The organism is Tetragenococcus halophilus subsp. halophilus DSM 20339, from assembly GCF_003841405.1.
Lineage (GTDB): Bacteria > Bacillota > Bacilli > Lactobacillales > Enterococcaceae > Tetragenococcus > Tetragenococcus halophilus.
This window is the reverse complement of the sequence record NZ_PXYA01000002.1, coordinates 272,184-293,200: the sequence shown is the minus strand read 5'-3', so window position 1 is coordinate 293,200 and position 21,017 is coordinate 272,184. Positions and strand designations below refer to the sequence as shown.

General features: G+C 36.3%; 23 protein-coding genes. 21 read left to right on the top strand and 2 right to left on the bottom strand.

From position 1 onward, the window contains the following. Window positions 1–17: 17 nt before the first annotated feature. Genes C7K42_RS07070 through C7K42_RS07055 form a run of 4 tightly spaced genes read left to right on the top strand, consistent with a single transcriptional unit; the run spans window position 18 to window position 3,682 of the window. Window positions 18–797, top strand: a complete 780-nt coding sequence (locus C7K42_RS07070; RefSeq protein WP_094243992.1) for a PTS mannose/fructose/sorbose/N-acetylgalactosamine transporter subunit IIC — start codon at window positions 18–20, stop codon at window positions 795–797. Then, the gene (locus tag C7K42_RS07065; protein ID WP_094244189.1) at window positions 781–1,602 is read left to right on the top strand and encodes a PTS system mannose/fructose/sorbose family transporter subunit IID; all 822 of its coding nucleotides are present in this window, start codon (window positions 781–783) and stop codon (window positions 1,600–1,602) included. The genes C7K42_RS07070 and C7K42_RS07065 overlap by 17 nt, the downstream gene beginning before the upstream one ends. A 12-nt stretch (window positions 1,603–1,614) precedes the next feature. Next, entirely contained in the window at window positions 1,615–2,664 is a 1,050-nt protein-coding gene (locus tag C7K42_RS07060) for an SIS domain-containing protein (RefSeq protein ID WP_094243991.1), read from the top strand. A gap of 13 nt (window positions 2,665–2,677) precedes the next feature. After that, window positions 2,678–3,682 (top strand): SIS domain-containing protein, encoded by a 1,005-nt coding sequence (locus C7K42_RS07055; RefSeq protein ID WP_094243990.1) that lies wholly within the window; start codon window positions 2,678–2,680, stop codon window positions 3,680–3,682. A 160-nt stretch (window positions 3,683–3,842) separates the two neighbouring features. On the opposite strand, the gene C7K42_RS07050 is transcribed toward C7K42_RS07055, so the two are convergent. Further along, window positions 3,843–4,457 (bottom strand): LexA family protein, encoded by a 615-nt coding sequence (locus C7K42_RS07050; RefSeq protein ID WP_094243989.1) that lies wholly within the window; start codon window positions 4,455–4,457, stop codon window positions 3,843–3,845. Between the two features lie 156 nt (window positions 4,458–4,613). Here C7K42_RS07050 and C7K42_RS07045 point away from each other — a divergent pair, with 156 nt between their 5' ends. Both C7K42_RS07045 and C7K42_RS07040 read left to right on the top strand, forming a co-directional pair. Continuing rightward, window positions 4,614–5,054: a hypothetical protein gene (locus C7K42_RS07045; protein WP_014123675.1), complete on the top strand. Its 441-nt coding sequence runs from the start codon at window positions 4,614–4,616 to the stop codon at window positions 5,052–5,054. 73 nt (window positions 5,055–5,127) lie between these two features. After that, window positions 5,128–5,790: an SDR family oxidoreductase gene (locus C7K42_RS07040; RefSeq protein ID WP_103097123.1), complete on the top strand. Its 663-nt coding sequence runs from the start codon at window positions 5,128–5,130 to the stop codon at window positions 5,788–5,790. 61 nt (window positions 5,791–5,851) lie between these two features. Here the strand turns inward: C7K42_RS07040 and C7K42_RS07035 are convergent, their stop codons facing one another. Next, entirely contained in the window at window positions 5,852–6,337 is a 486-nt protein-coding gene (locus C7K42_RS07035) for a nucleoside deaminase (RefSeq protein WP_014123677.1), read from the bottom strand. A 259-nt stretch (window positions 6,338–6,596) separates the two neighbouring features. Between C7K42_RS07035 and C7K42_RS07030 the strand changes: the two genes are divergently transcribed. The 15 genes from C7K42_RS07030 (at window position 6,597) to trhO (ending at window position 20,983) form a co-directional block, all read left to right on the top strand. Continuing rightward, on the top strand, window positions 6,597–8,558 hold the full coding sequence (locus tag C7K42_RS07030) for a heavy metal translocating P-type ATPase (protein ID WP_103097121.1): 1,962 nt from the start codon (window positions 6,597–6,599) through the stop codon (window positions 8,556–8,558). A 153-nt stretch (window positions 8,559–8,711) separates the two neighbouring features. Continuing rightward, window positions 8,712–9,020 carry a rhodanese-like domain-containing protein gene (locus C7K42_RS07025; RefSeq protein ID WP_234976204.1) on the top strand — a complete coding sequence of 103 codons (309 nt, stop codon included), beginning with the start codon at window positions 8,712–8,714 and terminating at the stop codon, window positions 9,018–9,020. 68 nt (window positions 9,021–9,088) lie between these two features. After that, window positions 9,089–9,793 carry an MgtC/SapB family protein gene (locus C7K42_RS07020; protein ID WP_061840180.1) on the top strand — a complete coding sequence of 235 codons (705 nt, stop codon included), beginning with the start codon at window positions 9,089–9,091 and terminating at the stop codon, window positions 9,791–9,793. 211 nt (window positions 9,794–10,004) lie between these two features. Next, window positions 10,005–10,421, top strand: a complete 417-nt coding sequence (locus C7K42_RS07015; protein ID WP_014123681.1) for an RrF2 family transcriptional regulator — start codon at window positions 10,005–10,007, stop codon at window positions 10,419–10,421. A 76-nt stretch (window positions 10,422–10,497) separates the two neighbouring features. Continuing rightward, window positions 10,498–10,821, top strand: coding sequence for a V-type Na+-transporting ATPase subunit F (locus tag C7K42_RS07010; protein WP_014123682.1), 324 nt, complete (start codon window positions 10,498–10,500; stop codon window positions 10,819–10,821). Next, window positions 10,811–12,790 (top strand): V-type ATP synthase subunit I, encoded by a 1,980-nt coding sequence (locus C7K42_RS07005; protein WP_103099634.1) that lies wholly within the window; start codon window positions 10,811–10,813, stop codon window positions 12,788–12,790. Before C7K42_RS07010 ends, C7K42_RS07005 begins: the two co-directional genes overlap by 11 nt. Before the next feature lie 3 nt (window positions 12,791–12,793). Then, window positions 12,794–13,267, top strand: a complete 474-nt coding sequence (locus tag C7K42_RS07000) for a V-type ATP synthase subunit K (protein WP_014123684.1) — start codon at window positions 12,794–12,796, stop codon at window positions 13,265–13,267. Window positions 13,268–13,277: 10 nt separating this feature from the next. Continuing rightward, the gene (locus C7K42_RS06995) at window positions 13,278–13,874 is read left to right on the top strand and encodes a V-type ATP synthase subunit E (protein WP_094243982.1); all 597 of its coding nucleotides are present in this window, start codon (window positions 13,278–13,280) and stop codon (window positions 13,872–13,874) included. Between the two features lie 11 nt (window positions 13,875–13,885). Then, the gene (locus tag C7K42_RS06990; RefSeq protein ID WP_061840177.1) at window positions 13,886–14,887 is read left to right on the top strand and encodes a V-type ATP synthase subunit C; all 1,002 of its coding nucleotides are present in this window, start codon (window positions 13,886–13,888) and stop codon (window positions 14,885–14,887) included. Continuing rightward, a complete protein-coding gene (locus tag C7K42_RS06985) occupies window positions 14,880–15,197 on the top strand; it encodes a V-type ATP synthase subunit F (protein ID WP_014123687.1) in 318 nt (105 codons plus the stop codon). The genes C7K42_RS06990 and C7K42_RS06985 overlap by 8 nt, the downstream gene beginning before the upstream one ends. A gap of 33 nt (window positions 15,198–15,230) precedes the next feature. Next, a complete protein-coding gene (locus C7K42_RS06980; RefSeq protein ID WP_124175413.1) occupies window positions 15,231–17,009 on the top strand; it encodes a V-type ATP synthase subunit A in 1,779 nt (592 codons plus the stop codon). Then, complete coding sequence (locus C7K42_RS06975) at window positions 17,009–18,406, top strand: V-type ATP synthase subunit B (RefSeq protein ID WP_014123689.1); 1,398 nt, start codon at window positions 17,009–17,011, stop codon at window positions 18,404–18,406. The genes C7K42_RS06980 and C7K42_RS06975 overlap by 1 nt, the downstream gene beginning before the upstream one ends. Beyond that, window positions 18,397–19,035, top strand: coding sequence for a V-type ATP synthase subunit D (locus tag C7K42_RS06970; RefSeq protein ID WP_103096917.1), 639 nt, complete (start codon window positions 18,397–18,399; stop codon window positions 19,033–19,035). The genes C7K42_RS06975 and C7K42_RS06970 overlap by 10 nt, the downstream gene beginning before the upstream one ends. A gap of 80 nt (window positions 19,036–19,115) precedes the next feature. Then, entirely contained in the window at window positions 19,116–19,850 is a 735-nt protein-coding gene (locus tag C7K42_RS06965) for an alpha/beta fold hydrolase (RefSeq protein WP_014123691.1), read from the top strand. 179 nt (window positions 19,851–20,029) lie between these two features. Beyond that, window positions 20,030–20,983 carry an oxygen-dependent tRNA uridine(34) hydroxylase TrhO gene (gene trhO / locus C7K42_RS06960; protein WP_014123692.1) on the top strand — a complete coding sequence of 318 codons (954 nt, stop codon included), beginning with the start codon at window positions 20,030–20,032 and terminating at the stop codon, window positions 20,981–20,983. The last annotated feature ends 34 nt before the right edge of the window (window positions 20,984–21,017 follow it).

The following is a 21,017-nucleotide window of genomic DNA, read 5'->3' as shown; positions in this document are numbered from 1 at the left end:
AGAAAGGTAGGAATAAAATGATCTTACAAGCTATTTTATTAGGCTTAGTCGCCTTTATCGCACAATCAGAATATGCTTTAGGTACCTCGTTGCTCTCACGTCCTATTGTTACAGGGTTATTCACAGGTATCGTGTTAGGAGATATAAAAACGGGGATTATTATGGGTGCGACACTAGAATTAGCATTTATTGGTTCATTTTCTGTAGGAGCTTCCATCCCGCCAGATGTAGTGACTGGAGGCGTTTTAGGGGTAGCATTTGCAATCACTGCGAATGCAGGGACAGAAACGGCGCTATTATTAGGCTTACCTATCGCGACTTTAACTTTAATTTTGAAAAATATTTATTTAGGATTATTAATCCCTGCAATGAACCATAAGGCTGATAGTTACGCCGAGGAAGGAAATTATAAAGGCGTTGAACGAATGCATCTATTAGCTGGTTTTGGCTTGTCTTTAATGCTTGGTCTAGTTGTGATGATTTCCTTTATGGTTGGAAGTAGTGCAGTGAGTGATTTACTAGATAAGATTCCAGATTTTATCCAAAACGGATTAACAGTCGCTACTGGTTTAATTCCAGCTCTTGGATTTGCGATGTTGGCTCGTTTAATCATCAATAAGCAAGTAGCGCCTTATTTCTTTTTGGGTTTTGCTCTAGCTTCTTATTTAGAAATTCCAGTGACAGGTATTGCTATCTTTGGAGCTATTGTAGCAGTTGTCGTTGTTAATTTGACCAATATGCAAAAAAGAAATAATACAAATACTGAGGAGAGTGTAGATGATGACGAAGATTTCTGATAATTCGACACAGATAACAAAAAAAGATTTACGTAAGGTTTTTTGGCGCTCTTTTCAAATGGAATTTTCTTGGCACTATGAACGTCAAATGAACTTAGCCTACGCCTATGCTATGATTCCAATTTTAAAAAAAGTGTATAAAACCAAAGAGGAAATGTCTGAATCGTTAAAACGATCGCTAGAGTTTTTTAATACGACGCCACATATTGTTACTTTAATCTTAGGAATTAATGCAGCAATGGAAGAAGAAAATGCAGAAGATGAAAACTTTGATGTGAGTACAATTGATAGCATAAAAACTTCGCTCATGGGACCGTTAGCTGGTATTGGGGACTCCTTTTTTTGGGGCACACTACGCTTGATCGCTACGGGGATTGGGACTTCTTTGGCATTACAAGGAAATATTTTAGGTCCTATTTTATTTTTACTAGTCTTTAATGTCCCCCATATTTTGTTAAGATACTTTGCGACCAACTGGGGCTATAAGTTGGGAACCGGCTTTTTGAAAAAAATTCAAGAAAATGGAATGATGGAAAGCTTGACATTTGGCGCTGCAATCATCGGTTTAATGGTTGTTGGTGGAATGACTGCTACATTAATCGATATTAATATACCGTTAAAAATTGGTTCTGGTGAAAATGCAGTCACTTTACAAAGTATTTTTGACGACATTGTTCCTAATATATTGAATTTAGGTGTTTTTGGGGCAGTCTATTACATGCTGAAAAAAGAAGTAAATGCACTGGTAATTATTTTAGGAATGGCCGTTGTAGGAATTTTAGGTTCATTAGTTGGGCTTTTTTAGGAGGACAATCTCATGGTTACGATGTTAGATTACATCAATGAAGAAGAAGACACACTATTAAAAATATTGGAAAATCATACGTTAAGAGAAGATGAAAATTTAGCAAAAATTGAGCATCTGTTGATCCTAGCTACCGGCTCATCATATAACGCCTGTTTATCTGCGAAGATGTTTCTTGAAAAGTATGGTGATCTCGTAGTAACAATTGAAGAACCCTATAACTTTAATCATTACGGTGAATTGGCGCCTTCAGTAGACGCTGTGGTTGCTGTATCCCAAAGTGGAAAAAGTGCTTCAACTATCGATGCAATTGCAAAAATAAAAGATCAAAACTTATTTCATATGGCTTTGACTAGTGATTTGAATAGTCCTATATGTAAAGTAGTTGATCAAGTCATTGATTTACAGATGGGTATTGAAAAGGTCGGCTTTGTGACAAAAGGTTTTGTATCTACAATTTTGCAGATGATGTTATTAGGTATAACCATTGGTTTTAATAAAAGAAAACTATCAGAAAAAGAAATTGATGAAGTAAAAGAGCAGTTAAAACAAGTGATACAACAAATTCCAGCAGTGATTGATAAAAGTCAAAATTTCTTTAATAATCATCAACCTATTTTTAGATTAGGGCAGCGTTTTATTGCTATTGGATACGGCCCTTCGTGGGGGACAGCTAAGGAGTTTGAGACAAAGTTTACAGAGACAGTACGAAAACCTTCTCACGGTTTCGAACTGGAAGCCTATATGCATGGTCCTTACTTAGAAGCGGACGCACAACATATCCTCTTTTTTATTGAAAATGAGAGTATCAATAGTAAACGATCTGAAGTTCTGCGTTCTTATATGTCCACCTATGTAGGAGATGTTTTTACCATCACTACGAAAAAAGCAGAAGCAAATAATACACTAGGTTTAGAAATCAACTGCCCAGAGTGGATTGCACCTTTGGTTTTGGTTATCCCTTTTCAAATTTTTGCCTTTCAAACGGCCTTAAGCAAAGGCATTGATTTGAATGTTCGAATATTTGATGATTTTGACACAGTATTAAAAAGTAAAATTTAGGAGAGATGAATAGATGCTAAAATTTGATGAACAAAAACAGATAAATGATATTCAAGGAGCATTAGCGCTGCGCCCGCAAGTGGAAAAGATTGTTGATGAACTCTACAATAAGGGCTTTGATAATATTTATTACTTAGGGATCGGTGGAACGTATGCTTCTTCGATGCAAGTAGTGACCTATATAAACGGAAAAAGCAACTTGCCTGTATACGTGCAACATGCAGCAGAATATTATACAACGGGAAATAAGCGATTAACTAAAGATTCGTTGGTTATTATTTCTTCTGTAACCGGAACAACGGAAGAAGTAATAACAGCTATAGATGAAGTTAAAAAGGTAGGGGCAACCATTTTTGGCTTTATCGATGAAAAAGATAGTCCCTTAGCCAAAAAATGTGATTATGTGATTACTTATCCTGAACCAGGGACAGAACAACTAAAATTCTTTATGTTTGCGGATCGTCTGATGAAAAACAATGGAGAATTTGATGATTATGAAGACTATTATAAAGAATTAGACGAACACTTAGCTAAAGATCTAGTGGAAGCAGAAAAACAGGCAGATGAATTTGGTCTGGCATTTGCACAAGCTCATCGTCATGATGCAATGCATTATTTTGTTGGTGCCGGAAACCAGTGGGGTGCAACTTATTCTTACGCTATGTGTTATTGGGAAGAACAAAGTTGGTTACGCTCAAAATCGATTCACTCGGCAGAATTTTTACACGGAACCTTAGAAATTGTTGATGAAACCACACCGGTTACAGTTTTTATTGGTGAAGATGAACAACGTCCGTTAAGTCAAAGAGTAGCTAACCTATTACCAAGAATTTGTGGGGATTATACATTTATTGATACAAAAGAGTACGAATTGCCAGGAATCAGTGAAAAATATCGCGGACGTATTCCTACGGTGTTATTGATGCATTGCGTGACACAACGCATTGACGCTCATGTTGAAAAACTAAACCGGCACCCTATGGACATTCGTCGATATTATCGTCAATTTGAATATTAATAAGTAAACAAAAACTGTTTGAAAAGTGTTTATATTCTTTTCAGACGGTTTTTAATTTAAAAGACTTAATTCTCAAATATTTATTTACTATGATAAAGCGTGAATAAAGGATGAAATTTAAATGGAACTTATTAATTGTTTTTTGATGTTATTAGGCATTCTAAATATCATAACTTACTCGAATGGCTTTTCCAACGACTTTTATAGAGTCTTCTTTAGTAACGATAATGGGGGCATAATCTGGATTTTCTGCTAATAAAAGAATAAAACCATCTTGTTTTCTAATTTTTCTTAAAAATAGTGTTGGGTCATCATTTAAGTTAACAGCCGCAATTTGTTCATCAGTGATATCGTTTTGTTCTTTAATAAGAACAATAGCTTCTTTAGGAATCATTGGCTCCATACTGATATCGTTCATTTTAAAATAAAATAATTGGCCTTTTGGTAAATCAAAAGAAGCAGTAGGATAGTAAGTTTCAGGGCTTGCTTCAGCAATGATAGTAGAGTCATTTGTAATTGATTGAATAACAGGAACATTTATAATTTCTTCAGAATAAGTCTGTTTTTTGCCGTATTCTAAAATATAATCTGCACTGACATTAAAGGCGTTAGCAAAATCTTCAATACGATTTAAAGGGAATTTTCTTTGTCGGGTAAAATATTTAGAAACGGCTGATTTTGCCATACCAACACGTCGTGCAATTTCGCTAATTGAAAGGTTATTTTCTCTTTTTAGACGATCGAGTATATCCATAATTTCATCATTTGTTTTCAATTAAATTCCCTCCCTGTATTTACATAATAACATTGTTCTTGAAAAAGAACAATAAAATAATAAAACGTTGACAAAAGAAAACGTCAGTGCTATGATGAAAGTGTTCTCAAAAGCGAACGTACGTTTGGAAAAATTATTTTAGAATGGAGGTCTATAATGAAAAGATACGAATTACGAAAAGAAGAGACAAAGCAAAGACTTGATGCCTTAGAAAAAAGACGGGATGATTTTTATAGCCAGATGGGACAGATGGAAAATGAAATTGAAGATATGTGGACAAAAGCCACTGAAATGCAAGAAAAACTTGTGAACTTCAAGAAAAAAGGCGATGTTTTAGACTCTTATATGGAATTTTTGGAAAATCAGTTAGTTATTGAAGCCTTGGAGGCACAATCTTATTCTATAGAAAATTTTGATCTAGCTGAAAAAGATCGTTTAATGGTGGTCTTGCGCAGAGGAGAGGATATTTTATTCGATTGGTATGTTCAGAAAAAGAAAGAAGGTTACGAATTTAACCAGATTGAGCCCTTGCATAAGATTTTAAAAGAAGATTATGAAGACTACTATAATCAGCGAATAGAGGATGAAGATACTTAAAAAAGCATAGTATTTTAAACAAGTGACGAACAAATGGTATACTATTTATAAAGAAAGAGAAAGGAGCTTATATATGAAGGTACTTGTAGTAGGTGCAAACGGAAAAGTTGCTAAATGCTTTGCAGATTTAACGAAAGATTATTCAGATATTGAAGAAAAAGCAGTGATTCGTGATGCGAGCCAAAAGACTTTTTTTGATGAACGTGGTATTGAAACTCAAGTTTTGGATATTATTTACAACTCTATTGAAGATTTTGCCGAAGCGATGAGTGATGTTGACGCAGTTGTTTTTAGTGCAGGTGCTGGTGGTAGCGGTTTAGACAAGACGGTTATGGTTGATTTAGATGGTGCAATTAAAATTATGACTGCTGCTGAGCAGGCAAATGTTAAACGTTTTGTGATGGTAAGTACTTTCCGTACTGGACGTAAGCAAATTGCTAAAGGAATCGAAAATGATGCGCCACTGAAGATTTATACTATTGCAAAAAATTATGCAGATGAATGGTTGAAAAATCGTACTGAACTTGACTGGACAATTATCCATCCTGGCACGTTAACAGATGAAAAGGGTAATGGAAAAGTTCAAGTTGGTATGGGTCTTAAGCATAGTGAAGTGCCTCGTCAAGATATCGCTCAAACAATATTAGCTTCTTTACAAGATGATTCAACAATTCGTAAAGAATTTGAAGTACTGGCAGGAGACGAGCCTATTAGTGAGGCAATAAAAAATGTATAGTTGACATTATTACAGTTATAAAAAGAAACGGCAAAATGTCGTTTCCTTTTTATAACTTTATTTAATCTAACTTCTTGTTTTGATATCTATATTGGAGCTGTTTTACTTTTTCTGAAAGAAAATCATCAGGACCATTCACTTCAGTATCATTAATAACTTCTCTGATTGAGAGTCCTTGTAGTCGTCCACTTTCCACGCCCATTTCTTCGTTCCATTTTTTTAGTAGTTCGGTTGAACTTGCATAAACGATACGTCCGAGTCCAACGAGTCCGTGTGCCGAAGCACACATTGAACAGTGTTCGCCGGAAGTATAGACAACAGCATTTTTGCGTTCATCCTCATTTAGATTTTTTGCTGCCCACTTTGCGATTTCAAACTCAGGATGGCGAGTATTATCTCCGTCAGAAATTCTGTTGTGATCCTCAAATAAAGTTACCCCATCTTGTGATACTAAGATCGATCCAAAAGGTGCATCTCCTTTTTCTAATGCAAGCTCTGCTAATTCCACACAGCGCTCTAAGTAACTTCTATCGACTTGATTAATCATATCTACTTCTCCTCTCTAAGTCTTTATAAAGTGCAAACGTAATTTCTAATTATATTCTATTATACTTTAGAAAAAGAAACGAGAATATATTTGGTTAAGTTTATTGCTTGTTTTTTCACAAGGCCTAAATTTTAATGAAATTCCGCTTGACAAATGAATGGTTGTTCATGTAAACTTTAATTGAACAAATGATTATATATTCATATAAACGCTTACTAGTAAATAAATGAATGAATAACGATAAAGGAGATGCATGAATATGGATAAGTCGCAGGATTCAGTTATGGATAAATCTAGCGATTACCAAGCAAAAGAACATAAACATTCTGGACATTTACAGGGTGAAGTTCCCATGTATTTTATAGGTGTTGCTGCCTATTTGTTAGCGGCTTTCGGACCGTTTTCAACTTTAGTTGCTAATTGGTTATTTGTAGCTGCAGTTGTTTTTGCAGGTTCTCATATCATAATTGAAGGTATTGTGGATACGATAACAAATACAAAAGAAGAAAAAAGATTTTATCCAAACGTGCATCTGCTAATGACACTAGCTGTTTTAGGAGCGATGTTCATTGGAAGTTTTGATGAAAGTGCGATATTAATATTAATTTTTGCGGGCGCTCATTTTCTTGAAGAGTTTGCTGAAGAAAAAAGTAAAAAAGAAATTACCAGCTTACTGAAGTTAAACCCTACCCAAGCAAGATTATTGCAAGTAGATGGCTCGACAAAGTTAGTTGATGTGCAAAATGTAACTGTGGGCGATCAACTGAAAGTTTTGCCAGGAGATCAGATTGCGACAGATGGGTTTATTATTAGCGGACATACGACAATTGATGAGTCTTCTATTAATGGAGAAAGTATGCCTAAAGAAAAAGCCGAAAAAGCCGAAGTATTTGCCAGCACAATCAACGGACAAGGCACCTTTACCATGCAAGTAACTAGAGATTCTTCGGAGACTATTTTTGCTAAAATATTACAATTAGTTGAGCAATCACAAAATAATCTACCTAAAGCGGCAACTAAAATACAAAAAATCGAACCTGTGTATGTTAAAACAGTTCTTCTTATTGTTCCTTTATTTGTTATTTTAATGCCTTTTTTAATTCATTGGACTTGGCAGATGAGTATTTATCGAGGGATTGTCTTATTGATTACGGCGTCTCCTTGTGCACTGGCAGTAAGCGCTGTGCCAGCCACTCTTTCAGCCATTTCAAATTTAGCCAAAAAGGGTGTTTTATTTAAAGGTGGCGCCTACCTATCGAATTTACAGGATATTAAAGCAGTAGCTTTTGATAAAACAGGAACCCTAACCAAAGGAAAACCTGTAGTGACAGATTCCTATTATATAGACGAAACAAAACAAGCGAAGTGGCAACAAATAATTACAACAATGGAAAAAAGCGCCAATCATCCGTTAGCAACAGCAATTTTAGATGCATTTGAGAAAACACAAGCGCTTGATATGTCAGTAACCAATGAAATTGGTCGAGGAATCGTTGCTAATTACAATGGCAATGACTATCGAATCGGTAAGCCTAGTTTATTTAATAAGATCAATGAAGAGATTCTTGCAAAAACTGAAGCACTTACTTCAGCGGGGAAAACGGTTGTTTATTTTAGTGAAAACGAAGAAGTTGTGGCATTGATTGCGTTAATGGATAGAGCAGATGAAAAAGCAGCTGCAACGGTTGCTTATCTAAAAGAGCAAGAAATAAACACATTGATGATCACAGGAGATGCGAAAGTAACAGGAGAAGCTGTGGCTCATGCTTTGGGGATCGATGAGGTGTTTAGCAATATCTTGCCTGAAAATAAAGCAACTGCAGTTACATCTTTGCAAACGAAATATGGTAAAACTGCGATGATAGGTGATGGTATAAATGACGCGCCTGCCTTGGCCCAAGCTGATATTGGTTTTGCAATGGGAGAAGGTACAGATGTTGCAATTGATGTCGCAGATGCGGTAATTATGCAAAATGATCTGCAGAAATTTGAATATGCTCACAAGCTTTCTAAAAAGCTAGGTCGAATTGTTTGGCAAAATGTTATTTTTGCAATGGGTGTTGTTTTATTATTAAGTGTGTTAAATATTGTTGGTAAAATGGATATCGGCATTGGCGTTTTAGCGCATGAAGGAAGTACGCTTTTGGTATTACTTAATGGCTTACGTTTATTGTTTCCATTGAAGAAAAATAAAAGTACGCTAAATTCGAATGAAGCATAAACAAACATTAAATGTAAAAAAATTGAGAAAATCAACCAGCCTGTCCCCTTCGTTTTGTGTAGCAGCTGAAAATGAAAGCAAAAACGTATAATTTTTGACAAACGTTGAGAATTCAACTAATATCAAAAGTGAAGAAGTAAAGGGGCGTTTGTTATGGATCTTATGTATCCTTCCATTACTGTGAAGGAGTTAAAAGAGATATTGCAAAATGAAGCGATTACCATATTAGATGTACAGGAAACAGAAGATTTTGAGAAGTATCATATTGAAGGTGCAATGAATTTACCTATTGGTGAATTTGTGACTGAAGCCGAAAATTTGCGTAAAGATTTAACTTATTATGTCATCAGCAAAGCTGGTGTACGAACAGTTCGTGCTTGTGATTACTTAGCAAGTTTAGGCTATGATGTTGTAAACATTCAAGGTGGTTTGAATGCTTGGCAAAATCTTAATAATAGTTGAATATTTAGGAGATCCGAATGGTTCTAATGGGCATTCGGATTTTTTAAATTACACAAGGAGGTGGACTGATGACGGGCGATTTATCGATTTATGAAATTTGTTTACGTATGTTACTGGCAGGTACTTTTGCGGGGTTTATTGGCTTTGACCGAGAGTTTAAAAATAGGCCGGCAGGAATACGGACGCATATTTTAGTTTGTATTGGTGCTGCACTTATCGCTATGATCCAAAAAGAAATTACAAATACTGCTTTAGAAATTGCCAGAGATAACCCCGACTTTTCTGGAGTCATTCGCGCGGATGAAGCTCGTTTGATTGCCCAAGTTGTTAGTGGTATTGGCTTTTTAGGCGCCGGGACTATTGTTGTTACTAAACAAGTCGTCCGTGGTTTGACAACCGCTGCTTCACTATGGACAGTGGCGGGCTTAGGTTTGGCGATTGGTATGGGGAACTATCGTATTGCAATCGTGAGTTTTGTGATGATTATGATTGTTTTAACTGTATTAAAACGTGTGATTAATATCCCGACTTTGAAGAAAATTGAGATTAGTTTTGTACATAAGACAACGACAAAAGAGTTTATAACGGATTACTTTGAAGAAAAAGATATTGAAGTAAAAGATGTTGATTTTGAAGTGAAAAAAAGAGGAGAAAGTCGTGTCTATACCAACGTTTATACTGTTGAACTACCGCGTTCGTTATCTTACCAAACAGTGGTAGAGGATTTATCTATGCATGAAAATATGGTTCGTGTTCAATTAATCAGTGTATAATCAACTAACTTCTTATAAAAAAACGATCAATCTTAAGAAAAGGGAAAGTTTACTTTTGTGGTAGACTTTCTTTTTTTATCTAAAAGTTTTGTTCATCATAATTTCACAAGTGTGTAAAAAATTGGAATACCTGGTACTTTGCTTGATGATGTTATTTTTTTTTGGTAAGATTATTTATGGATATTATTTGTCCTTCAAAGGAGAAATGGTCATGAGGTTAAAAAGAAGTCTAGAAGAAGCAGTATATGTTCTTCTTATATTAGCGAAAAAAGAAGGAGATAATCCTGTAAAAAGTTATCGGATCAGTAAACAATTAGGCGTCTCAGATTCTTATCTGAAAAAAATATTGCGTAAATTGGTTCTAGGCGGTGTCGTTAACTCAACCTCAAGTAAGGGCGGAGGATTTAAGTTAGCAAAACCAATCGAGAATATTTTTATGATCGACGTTTATTATGCTATTGAAGGAAAAAATTCTTGTGTGCAGTTGCGAAATTTAGCTGGTCAAGTTTTTTCATCTTATGATGAGTCCAAAAAAGTTGAGGACAATATGTTTGGACTCTTTAATGAAAGTGAGCAATCATTTTTAAATAAACTGGCAGATTATCCTTTGGTTAAATTAATGCAATAAAGACTATTTCGGTATCCTCTTAATAAATAGAGGATTTTTTAGGACTTTGTCTAAACTACGAAAAGGAGTGTGACAAATGAGTGTCGATGCGATCCAACAATTAGCCAAAGCAGAAGAACAAGCAGATGAGCTGCTTAATGAAGCAAAAAAACAAGCGCGTAAAGAGCAAGAAGAAAGCGATAAAAGGATTGCTCATTTTCAAGAAGAACAAGATGAAAATGAAGAAAAGCGTAAGCAAGAACTGCGTGAAAAGTTCGACGAAGAGTTCCGTAATATTAAAGAACCCTTGATGGAAAAAACACAAAAAGAAGTCGAACAATTGCAGACAATTTCGCCAGAAATGCGAGAAAAAGCGCTTGGTCTTATTATAAATAAGGTTGTGAATGAATATGGCAATTGAAAAAATGCAAAAGTTTAATTTGATTACTTTTTACAATAATCAAGATGCCGTAATGGAACAGCTGCAAGATTTTCAACAAGTTGAGTTGTTTTCAGCTAGTCAATTTAATAAACAGGCAAATGCTTTTTTTAGTCAGATGCAAGAACATCCTGAAGCTGACAAAATTGAAGATCAAATCGGTAATGTAACATGGGCAAGAGATTTTTTAACGCCCTATGTTGAAAAACCTAGTATGATTCAGGCTTTGCGAAAACCATTACGACATTATACGCTCAGACAACTTTCTGAGCATGCCCATACTTTTGACTGGAAAAATATTTATTCTGATTTAAGGAAACAAGATAAACGATTGCGTGCCATTGAGCAGGAAAAACAAGACTTATCTTTGCAAGAAGATGAGTTAAATAAGTGGCAATACTTTGATGAACATCCTGCAGTTTTAGCTACGTTCAAAGAAACTATCGGTGTATTAGGTACGGTTCCTAATACTGAAATAAATCAGCTAAAAAAAGAGATGGGAAAAGAACAACTACAAAACGCTTACCTTGAAATAATACATCAATCATCAACAACATCTTATCTTTTGCTTCTTTTTCTACGAGAAAATCAAGAAGAAGTCCAAACTACACTAAGTGACGCTGGTTTTCAAGAATATGAATATCCTTATGAGGATAAACCGGCTGAGGCTTTAAGACAAGTCAAAGAAAAATTACATCAATTAGTAGAGGAAGAAAGATCTATTAAAGCGCGGCTAAAAGTGCAAAAAAATAATTATAAGGATTTAGGGTTGGTCGCAGAGTATTTGGATAGTTTATTTGTGCGAGTTCACTCTAATCAGTATTTATTACAATCAGAATATACAATGGGCCTATCAGGCTGGGTACCAGCAAGACAAACAGAAGAATTAGATAGACAAATCCGACAAGTAGTCGGTAAGGACTACTTCTTAGAATTTGCTGAGGTAAAAGAAGAGGAATACAGCAATACGCCTGTATTGCTGAAAAATCACAAGCTCATTAAGCCTTTTGAAGCTCTAGTTGAAATGTATAGCTTACCGCAATACTGGGAAATAGATCCTACGCCTTTTATGATGCCTTTTTACGCATTAGCATTTGGACTAATGGTTGCTGACTTTGGTTATGGCCTACTTTTATTTGTAGCCAGTGCCTTGGCAAAATATTTTTTGCATTTTAAAGAAGGTATGAAACAAAATATCAATATGTTTCAAATTTGTGCGGTGCCAACAATGATGTGGGGCTTGGTTTACGGCAATATATTTGGTAAGCAATTTTCTTTTCAATTATTATCCACTGATTCAGATATTACAGAAATTCTTGTGATGTCCATGATTTTCGGATTTATTCAGATTATGTTTGGATTAGGACTGAAATTTTATCTATTATGGCGCCGAGAAAGTGAAAAGCTAAAAGCTTTACTACAAGCAGGCTCTTGGATGCTCTTTCTAGTAAGTGCGGCTATGATTGCGGCTGGAATGCTACTTGTTCCAGAGACAAATTTGCAATCAGTTGGCATTGCTTGCCTGATTATCAGTTTAGTGTTGGTTGTTATTGGCGGTAGCTTAGACGGCAATACAATTATTGGTAAAATAGGATCAAGCTTGTATTCAGTTATGGATATTACCAATTATCTAAGTGATTTAATCAGTTACACACGTTTGATGGCACTAGGCGTTGCTGGAGGTAGTATTGGTGCAGCTTTTAATTTAATTTTAAGCTACTTACCAACACCAGCGAAGTTTACTATCGGTATTGTGCTATTTATTGTATTACACGGCTTGAACATTTTCTTGAGTTATTTGAGTGCTTATGTACATGGTATTCGCTTGCAATACCTAGAATTTTTCAATAAATTTTATACAGGCGGCGGACGCGCATTCAAGCCATTTAAGTCAAATGAGTCCTATGTTCAAGTGGTCTCAGAACAAAAACAACAGCAGGGGGAAGAATAGAAAATGGAAAATTGGATAACATTCTTTTATGAAAATGGTGGCATTCTTTTTGCGGCCTTAGGGATCGCAATTGCGACAATCTGTGGGGGTATTGGTTCCACAATTGGTATTGGGATAACAGCTGAATCCGCAGCTGGATTGACAGCTGAACAACCTGAGAAGTTCGGACAAGCTTTGATTTTAGAGCTATTATCAGCAACACAAGGTTTATATGGCTTTGTTATTTCATTTATGATCTTTTTACAAATTTCTGGTGATATGGCAATGCAAGATGGCTTGTATTTATTAATTGCTTCTTTACCTATTGCATTTACTGCAATTTGGGCCGGAAGATGGCAAGGTCGTGCAGCTGCAGCAGCGATGCAAATTTTGGCTAAAAAACCAGAACACGTGACAAAAGGAATTGTTTATGTAGCAATGATGGAAACATATGGGATCTTAGGCTTTGTTATTTCCTTCTTGCTTGTAATGAACTAGGAGGTATGAAATGTCTGATATCACAAATCTAACAGATAAAATTACCCAAGATGCACAAAAAAAGCAAAAGCAGTATATTAAAAAAGCGCAAAGAGATATAGAAAAAAATGAACAAAATAGAAAAAAACAAATTGAACAACAATTAGAAGAAAATGTAGAACAATTTGAAAAACAACGTCGTACAGAGTTGAGTTTGAAAGTATCAGATATTCATGTAAAAGCTCGTAGCCGCTTATTAGCTGCAAGACAGCAATTACTTAAAGATCTTTTTGCTGAAAGTTTAAAAAAAATGAAAGAAATGTCTGCAGAAGACTTTAACCAATTTGTAAGGACTCAGCTCGAGCAAGTACAACTTAGCGGCGATGTTGAAATGGTTGTAGGTCAAAATAGTACAAAATATGCAACAGAAGAAAACAAAAAGGTTTGGCAAAAAGCGACCTCATCTCAGATGAATTTATCAATAGCAGAACGTACAATTCCGAAACGTAGCGGTTTTTTGTTACGACAAGGAGAAATCGAATATAACTTTACTTTTGAAGCAATGTTAGGCACATCTGAAGAAGAGCTAAGCAGCGAATTGTTAAACTTGATATTTGATGGAGAATAAGAGGTGTCAAAATGGACGATATTCAATTTAGCACCGCTAATGTTAGAATTCGGACTTATGAGAGCCGGTTACTGACACAAAACACATTGGACCGGATGCTGGCTGCCTCCGAAGCTGAAGATGCGTATTCAATTTTACAAGAAACAACTTATGGCGACTTTATTGAAGATGATAATGAAGTTCGTGATTTTGAAGAAGTCCTCATAGCTGAAAAGAAGCGGACCTTTGATTTAGTTTACAGTATTACGCCGGTCAAAAGCATCGTTGATTTAATTGCTTTGCAATATGATTATCAAAACTTAAAAGTCTTGGTTAAACAGGAATATACACAAGAAGATTTTTCTGAATTTCTAGTGCCGATGGGAACAACTCCCTTGTCGACTTTAAAAAATCTGGTGAATTTACGACAAAGTAAGCAAGTAGATCCTATAATGAATCAGTGCATACAAGCTGTTTTTCAATATATGGAAGATTATGAAGAGATTCAAGCTGTTGATATTATCTTTGATAACTATTATTGGGATCATATGATTAAGCTTAGCCGCAGCGAAAATGATACCAATATCGAGCGATTGATCCAAAGAAATATTGATGTGTTCAATATTACAACCATACTTAGAAGTTATTTGATGGGACAAAAACAAGGTTTTATAAATGCTGTTTTACAAAAGGGTGGTACTTTGAGCCCTAAAGAAATGGTAGATGAAATTAACGTCTCACTTGAAAATTTTATGAGCTATATGGAAGAAACAAATTATATGGATTTGTTAGTGGATAGTTATGATCAAATTATGGAAGAAAAAAAATTAACACAACTAGATTTAAATAGAGATAATTTTTTGATGCGTCGTTTAAAGGAAGAAAAAATGGTGCCTTTTGGTCCACAAGCTATTTTGGGATATCTTTTTGCAAAAGAAGTTGAAGTTAGAAATTTACGGATGATCCTTGTGGGTAAAATTAATAAAATCCCAGAAGAAACACTTCGAAGTCGGGTGCGTGAAAGTTATGTATAAAAAAATAGGAATGATGGGCGGAAAGGACTCGATCTTACCTTTTAAGGGCTTGGGGATCGACGTCTTTCCTGTGACAGACTTAGATGAAGCAAGGCAACAAATTGAAGCAATGGCAGAGGATTATGGCGTTATCTTTATTACTGAACGTGTTGCTCAGCAGCTAGAAGAAACCATTGCTCAATATGATGGACAACCAACGCCAGCAATTATTCCGATACCAAGTAGTACCGGGAACTTGAATATTGGTATGGATCGTATTCATAAAAATGTAGAAAAAGCGATTGGAATGAATATTTTAGATGATGATTAAACAACAATTTGCAGTTAGGCAGGAGGAGATTTTTTGGCAGTAGGAACAATTACAAAAGTTTCCGGGCCTTTAGTTACTGCTAGCGGATTACAAGGTGCTAAAATTAATGAAGTCTGCAAAGTAAGTGAAAAAGGGTTAATCGGAGATATTATTGAACTAGATAATGGTGTTGCTTCTATCCAAGTATATGAAGAAACTGCTGGTATAGGACCAGGTGAACCAGTAGAGACAACGGGCGCTCCTTTATCTGTAGAATTAGTGCCAGGTCTTTTAAGTCAAATGTTTGATGGAATTCAACGACCTTTGGATACCTTTATGAAACAAACAAATAGTGACTTTTTAGAAAGAGGGGCAGAAATTAACCCGCTTGATCGTGAGAAAAAATGGACATTTGTACCTAAACAAACAGAGGATACACAGGTAGGTCCTGGCGATATCATTGGCACAGTAGAAGAATCAAAAGCGGTCGAACATCGTATCATGGTGCCAAACGGTGTTTCAGGAACAATCAAAAGTATTGAAGCTGGCGATTTTGATATTACCGAAACCATTTGTGTATTAGAAACTGACAGTGGTGAAAAAGAGCTTTCAATGATGCAAAAATGGCCTATTCGTACACCACGTCCTTCTAAAAATAAAATGACTCCTGGTGAACCCTTGGTGACTGGACAAAGAGTAATCGATACTTTCTTTCCTGTTGCTAAAGGCGGAACCGCAGCGGTGCCCGGTCCTTTTGGTGCTGGAAAGACAATTGTACAACACCAAATCGCTAAATGGGCAGATGTGGATATCGTTGTCTATGTTGGATGTGGAGAACGCGGAAATGAAATGAAAGACGTTATTGATGAATTCCCAGAATTGATTGATCCTAAAACAGGAGAATCGATTATGCAGCGTACCGTATTGATCGCCAATACCTCAAATATGCCCGTATCTGCACGTGAAGCCTCTGTTTACACAGGAATCACAATTGCAGAATATTATAAAGATATGGGGTATAGTGTAGCTATTATGGCGGATTCAACTTCTCGTTGGGCAGAAGCACTAAGAGAAATGAGCGGTCGCTTACAAGAAATCCCCGGCGATGAAGGCTACCCTGCTTATTTAGGTAGTCGAATTGCAGAATATTATGAACGTGCGGGTAGGTTTTCTGTATTAGGGAGTGAAGGCGAGCGTGAAGGAAGTATTACTGCGATCGGTGCAGTTTCTCCAGCTGGTGGAGATATTTCTGAACCTGTTACGCAAAATACCTTGCGTATTGTTAAGGTGTTTTGGGACCTAGATGCTTCTTTATCACAAAAACGGCACTTTCCTGCGATCAGTTGGACGGAGTCATACTCCCTTTATGATGACCAGTTAAAAGAATACATGGACTCTGTATTAGGTAGTCAGTGGTCCAAAATGGTGGATAAGGCGATGTCCTTGTTACAAGAAGAGTCTCGTCTAGATGAAATTGTACAATTAGTGGGCGTGGATTCCTTGTCGCAAAAAGATCGAATTACCATGAACACGGCCCGTTCTTTACGTCAAGACTACTTACAGCAGAACGCTTTTGACGATGTTGACACCTTTACATCGCGAACAAAACAATTTCGCTTATTGCGTAATATCTTATACTTCCATAAGAAAACCCAAGAAGCGATTCAACTAGGTGCTTATTATAGTGAATTGATGGAAGGCACAACGCAAATACGTGAGCGTATTGCTCGTAGTAAATACATTTCAGAAGAAGAATTAGATAAACTAGATACGATTTATAATGATATTGAACAGGTTGTTCAAGAAATTGTTGAGAAAGGAGGAATGGATTGATGCTAAAAGAGTACCGCTCCGTTTCAGAAATATCTGGACCTTTAATGATGGTAGAAAATGTTGAAGGCGTAACTTATGATGAGCTTGTTGAGATACGTACTGATTCTGGCGAAATTCGTCAAGGACAAGTATTGGAAGTTTCAGAAGACAATGCTGTCGTACAAATTTTTGAAGGAACGAATAATTTAGGGGCTGAAGATAGCCGTGTCCGGTTTTTAGGTAGAGGGTTAACACTAGGCGCTTCGACAGATATGATGGGACGTATCTTTGATGGCTTAGGACAGCCTATTGATGATGGTCCTAAAATCTTGCCGGAAAAAAGACTTGATGTCAACGGCGAAGCAATTAATCCAATGGCTCGTGATTACCCCGATGAATTTATTCAGACAGGGATCTCAACGATTGACCACTTAAACACTTTGGTTAGAGGACAAAAATTACCTATTTTCTCTGCCTCAGGATTACCGCACAAAGAGATCGCTGCCCAAATTGCGCGTCAAGCAACAGTTCCAGGACAAGAAAGTAACTTTGCGATTGTCTTTGCGGCAATTGGTGTACCTTTTGAAGAATCGGAATTTTTTATTAATGAATTTCGAAAAACAGGGGCGATTGATCGTTCAGTAATGTTTTTAAACTTGGCAGATGACCCTGCAGTTGAGCGGATTGCAACTCCTAAAGTTGCTTTAACTGCTGCTGAGTATTTAGCCTTTGAAAAGGGTATGCACGTTTTAGTTATTATGACGGATATGACAAACTATGCTGAAGCGTTACGTGAAGTTTCAGCCGCTCGTCGCGAAGTTCCAGGACGAGGAGGCTATCCGGGTTATTTGTATACGAATTTAGCCAATATTTACGAACGTGCGGGACGTTTAATGGACCGAGAAGGATCTATCACGCAAATCCCAATTTTAACGATGCCTAATAATGATAAAACCCATCCAATCCCTGATTTGACAGGTTATATTACCGAAGGACAAATCATTTTATCAAGAGATTTGGATAAACGTAATATTAATCCGCCGGTGGATATTTTACCAAGTCTTTCTCGTTTGAAAGATAAAGGAACGGGCGAAGGTAAAACAAGAAGGGACCACTCTTCTACAATGAACCAAATTTATTCTGCTTATGCTGATGGTAAAGACGCCAAGGAATTATCGACTGTCTTAGGCGAAGCGGCACTGTCCGATGCAGATAAAAAGTTTGCTCGTTTTGCTGATTTATTTGAAGAAAAATATGTAAACCAAGGATTTTCTACAAATCGTAGTATTGAAGATTCCTTAGATCTAGGTTGGAAATTATTAGCCACACTGCCAAGAGAAGAACTCAATCGGATCAAAGAAGAAGACATCGAAGAATTTCTCCCAAACCAAGAGGAGTTGGATGAACTATGGCAATAATGAATGTAAATCCGACCCGTATGGAGATGAATCGACTAAAGGGTCGATTATCAACAGCTTCCAGGGGTCATAAACTGTTAAAGGATAAACAGGATGAATTGATTCGCCAATTTACGAAACTGGTCAAACAAAACCAAGACTTGCGTAAGGAAATGGAAGAAACCTTACAAAAAGTTATGGAAGATTATGTTCTTGCTTCTAGTCGTACGCCGGATTATGTTTTAGGGGAAGCTTTTGCTATTCCTCTTGATAAAATTACTTTGGACGTACAAAGCAGGACGGTAATGAATATTGAAATGCCAGTCTTAAATGAAATTTATGATGATGAACAATCAGAAGATCGCTTTTCTTACGGTTTTATGTCAACGACTAGTGAGTTAGATCTGGCCTTAAACCATTTGAGTACAATTTTGCCTAAAATGCTTAAACTAGCAGAAGTTGAGAAATCTTGTCAGATGATGGCCGATGAGATCGAACGAACACGGCGGCGAGTGAATGCATTAGAATATATGATGATTCCACAGTTAGAAGATAAAATTGATTATATAGAACGCACATTAGATGAAAGCGAACGTGCGACATTGACTCGTTTGATGAAATCAATTGATGTGATTGAATCAGAAGATTAATAAGAAAACAGCCATTGCTTGTATAATAATAAAAAGCAATGACTGCTTTTTTTAATGAAGAAAGAAACCAGGTGACGTTAATGAAATTAGCGGTTCGTAAAAGAAAAATAGGAATAATTCCGGTATTGGAAGTCGTTGACCAAGATCAGTTGTATACGCCACTGCCGTTAATTGTCTATTATCATGGTTGGCAAACGTCCAAGGAATTGGTATTAACGCAAGGAAGAAAGTTAGCTCAACAAGGATTTCGAGTAGTATTACCAGATGCTCAAAATCATGGAGAACGTGAGGCTCCTATGTCACAAGTTCCTTCACTAACTTTTTTGCAAAGTATCTATACGAACTTATTTGAGTTTGAATCGATTGTTGATTATTTTACTCAATTGGGTTTGGACAATGGGAGGCTAGGTGTAGGTGGTGTTTCGATGGGCGGTATGACGACTTGTGCTTTATTAACTCAGCATCCAGAAATTGATGTAGCAGCGTGTGTTATGGGCTCGCCTTCTTTAATTGATTATCGTAAGCAATTAGAGGAATCCTTTAAAAAGCGCAAGATTTCATTGCCGCAAGATTATGAAAACCTAACAAGCTGGATTCCTTACTATGATTTAGCTTTACATTATGGTGAGATCAAAAAGAGACCTTTGTTTTTCTGGCATGGAATTCATGATGAAAAAGTCCAATTTGTGCAAACAGACCGTTTTGTTAGAAAAAACTTAGGTCCTGAAATTACTTTTCACGCTGCGAATGAACGACATATGGTTAAAGTTCCTACAATGGATCAAGTGACTGATTTTTTTGTTAATCATTTATAAAAGAAGATATTATGATATACTACTAATAGAAAAATGCAGTAAAAATTTACTATTTAATAAATGATTGCTTTTTTAACAAAACATGACGGGATTGTTTACGATTCACAAGCGTAAATTTCGTTTTTTTCTACTCTTTTTCCTATAATATGTTTGTGAAAATTGAAGGAGGATATATAAGAATGGATTATCGAGTATTACTTTATTATAATTATACGCCAGTTGATGACCCAGAAGGCCTTGCTAAACAACATTTGGCTTTTTGTAATGAGCTTGGTTTAAAGGGTCGAATTTTAGTAGCTGCTGAAGGAATCAATGGTACAGTTTCTGGAACGGTTGAAGCAACGAATGCTTACATAGAACATATGCACGCAGATCCTCGCTTTAAAGATACTGAATTTAAAATAGATGAAGCAAAGGAGCATGCATTTAAAAAGATGCATGTAAGAGCTCGTAATGAACTTGTGTCACTACATTTGAATGATGATGTAGATCCAAATGAACTCACTGGAAAACATTTAGAGCCTGCTGAATTTAAAGAAGCTTTAGAAGATGAGGATACTATTGTTCTTGATGCACGCAATGATTATGAATATGATTTGGGCCATTTTCGTGGTGCAGTAAGACCGGATATTCGTACTTTCCGTGAACTGCCACAATGGATTCGTGATAACAAAGAAAAATTCATGGATAAAAAAGTGGTCACTTATTGTACTGGTGGTATTCGCTGCGAAAAATTCTCTGGTTGGTTATTACGTGAAGGCGTACAAGATGTTGGCCAACTACATGGTGGCATCGCAACTTACGGAAAAGACCCTGACACTCGCGGGGAATTATGGGATGGTAAGATGTATGTATTTGACGAACGTATCAGTGTTGAAATCAATGATGTAGACAAACAAGTTATAGGTAAAGACTGGTTTGATGGTACACCTTGTGAACGCTATATGAACTGTGCGAACCCAGCATGCAACCGTCAAATTCTTGCTTCTGAAGAAAACCAAGCAAAACACGCAGGTGGTTGTAGCTATGAATGTGCAGCAAGCGAAGATAATCTTTATGTTAAAAAACATAATATCTCCAATGAAGACTGGCGCGCTCGTTTAGAAAACTTTAAAGAAGAAGCAAAAGTATAAAGATTTAATCTGCCTAAAGAGCTATTTCGGTAGT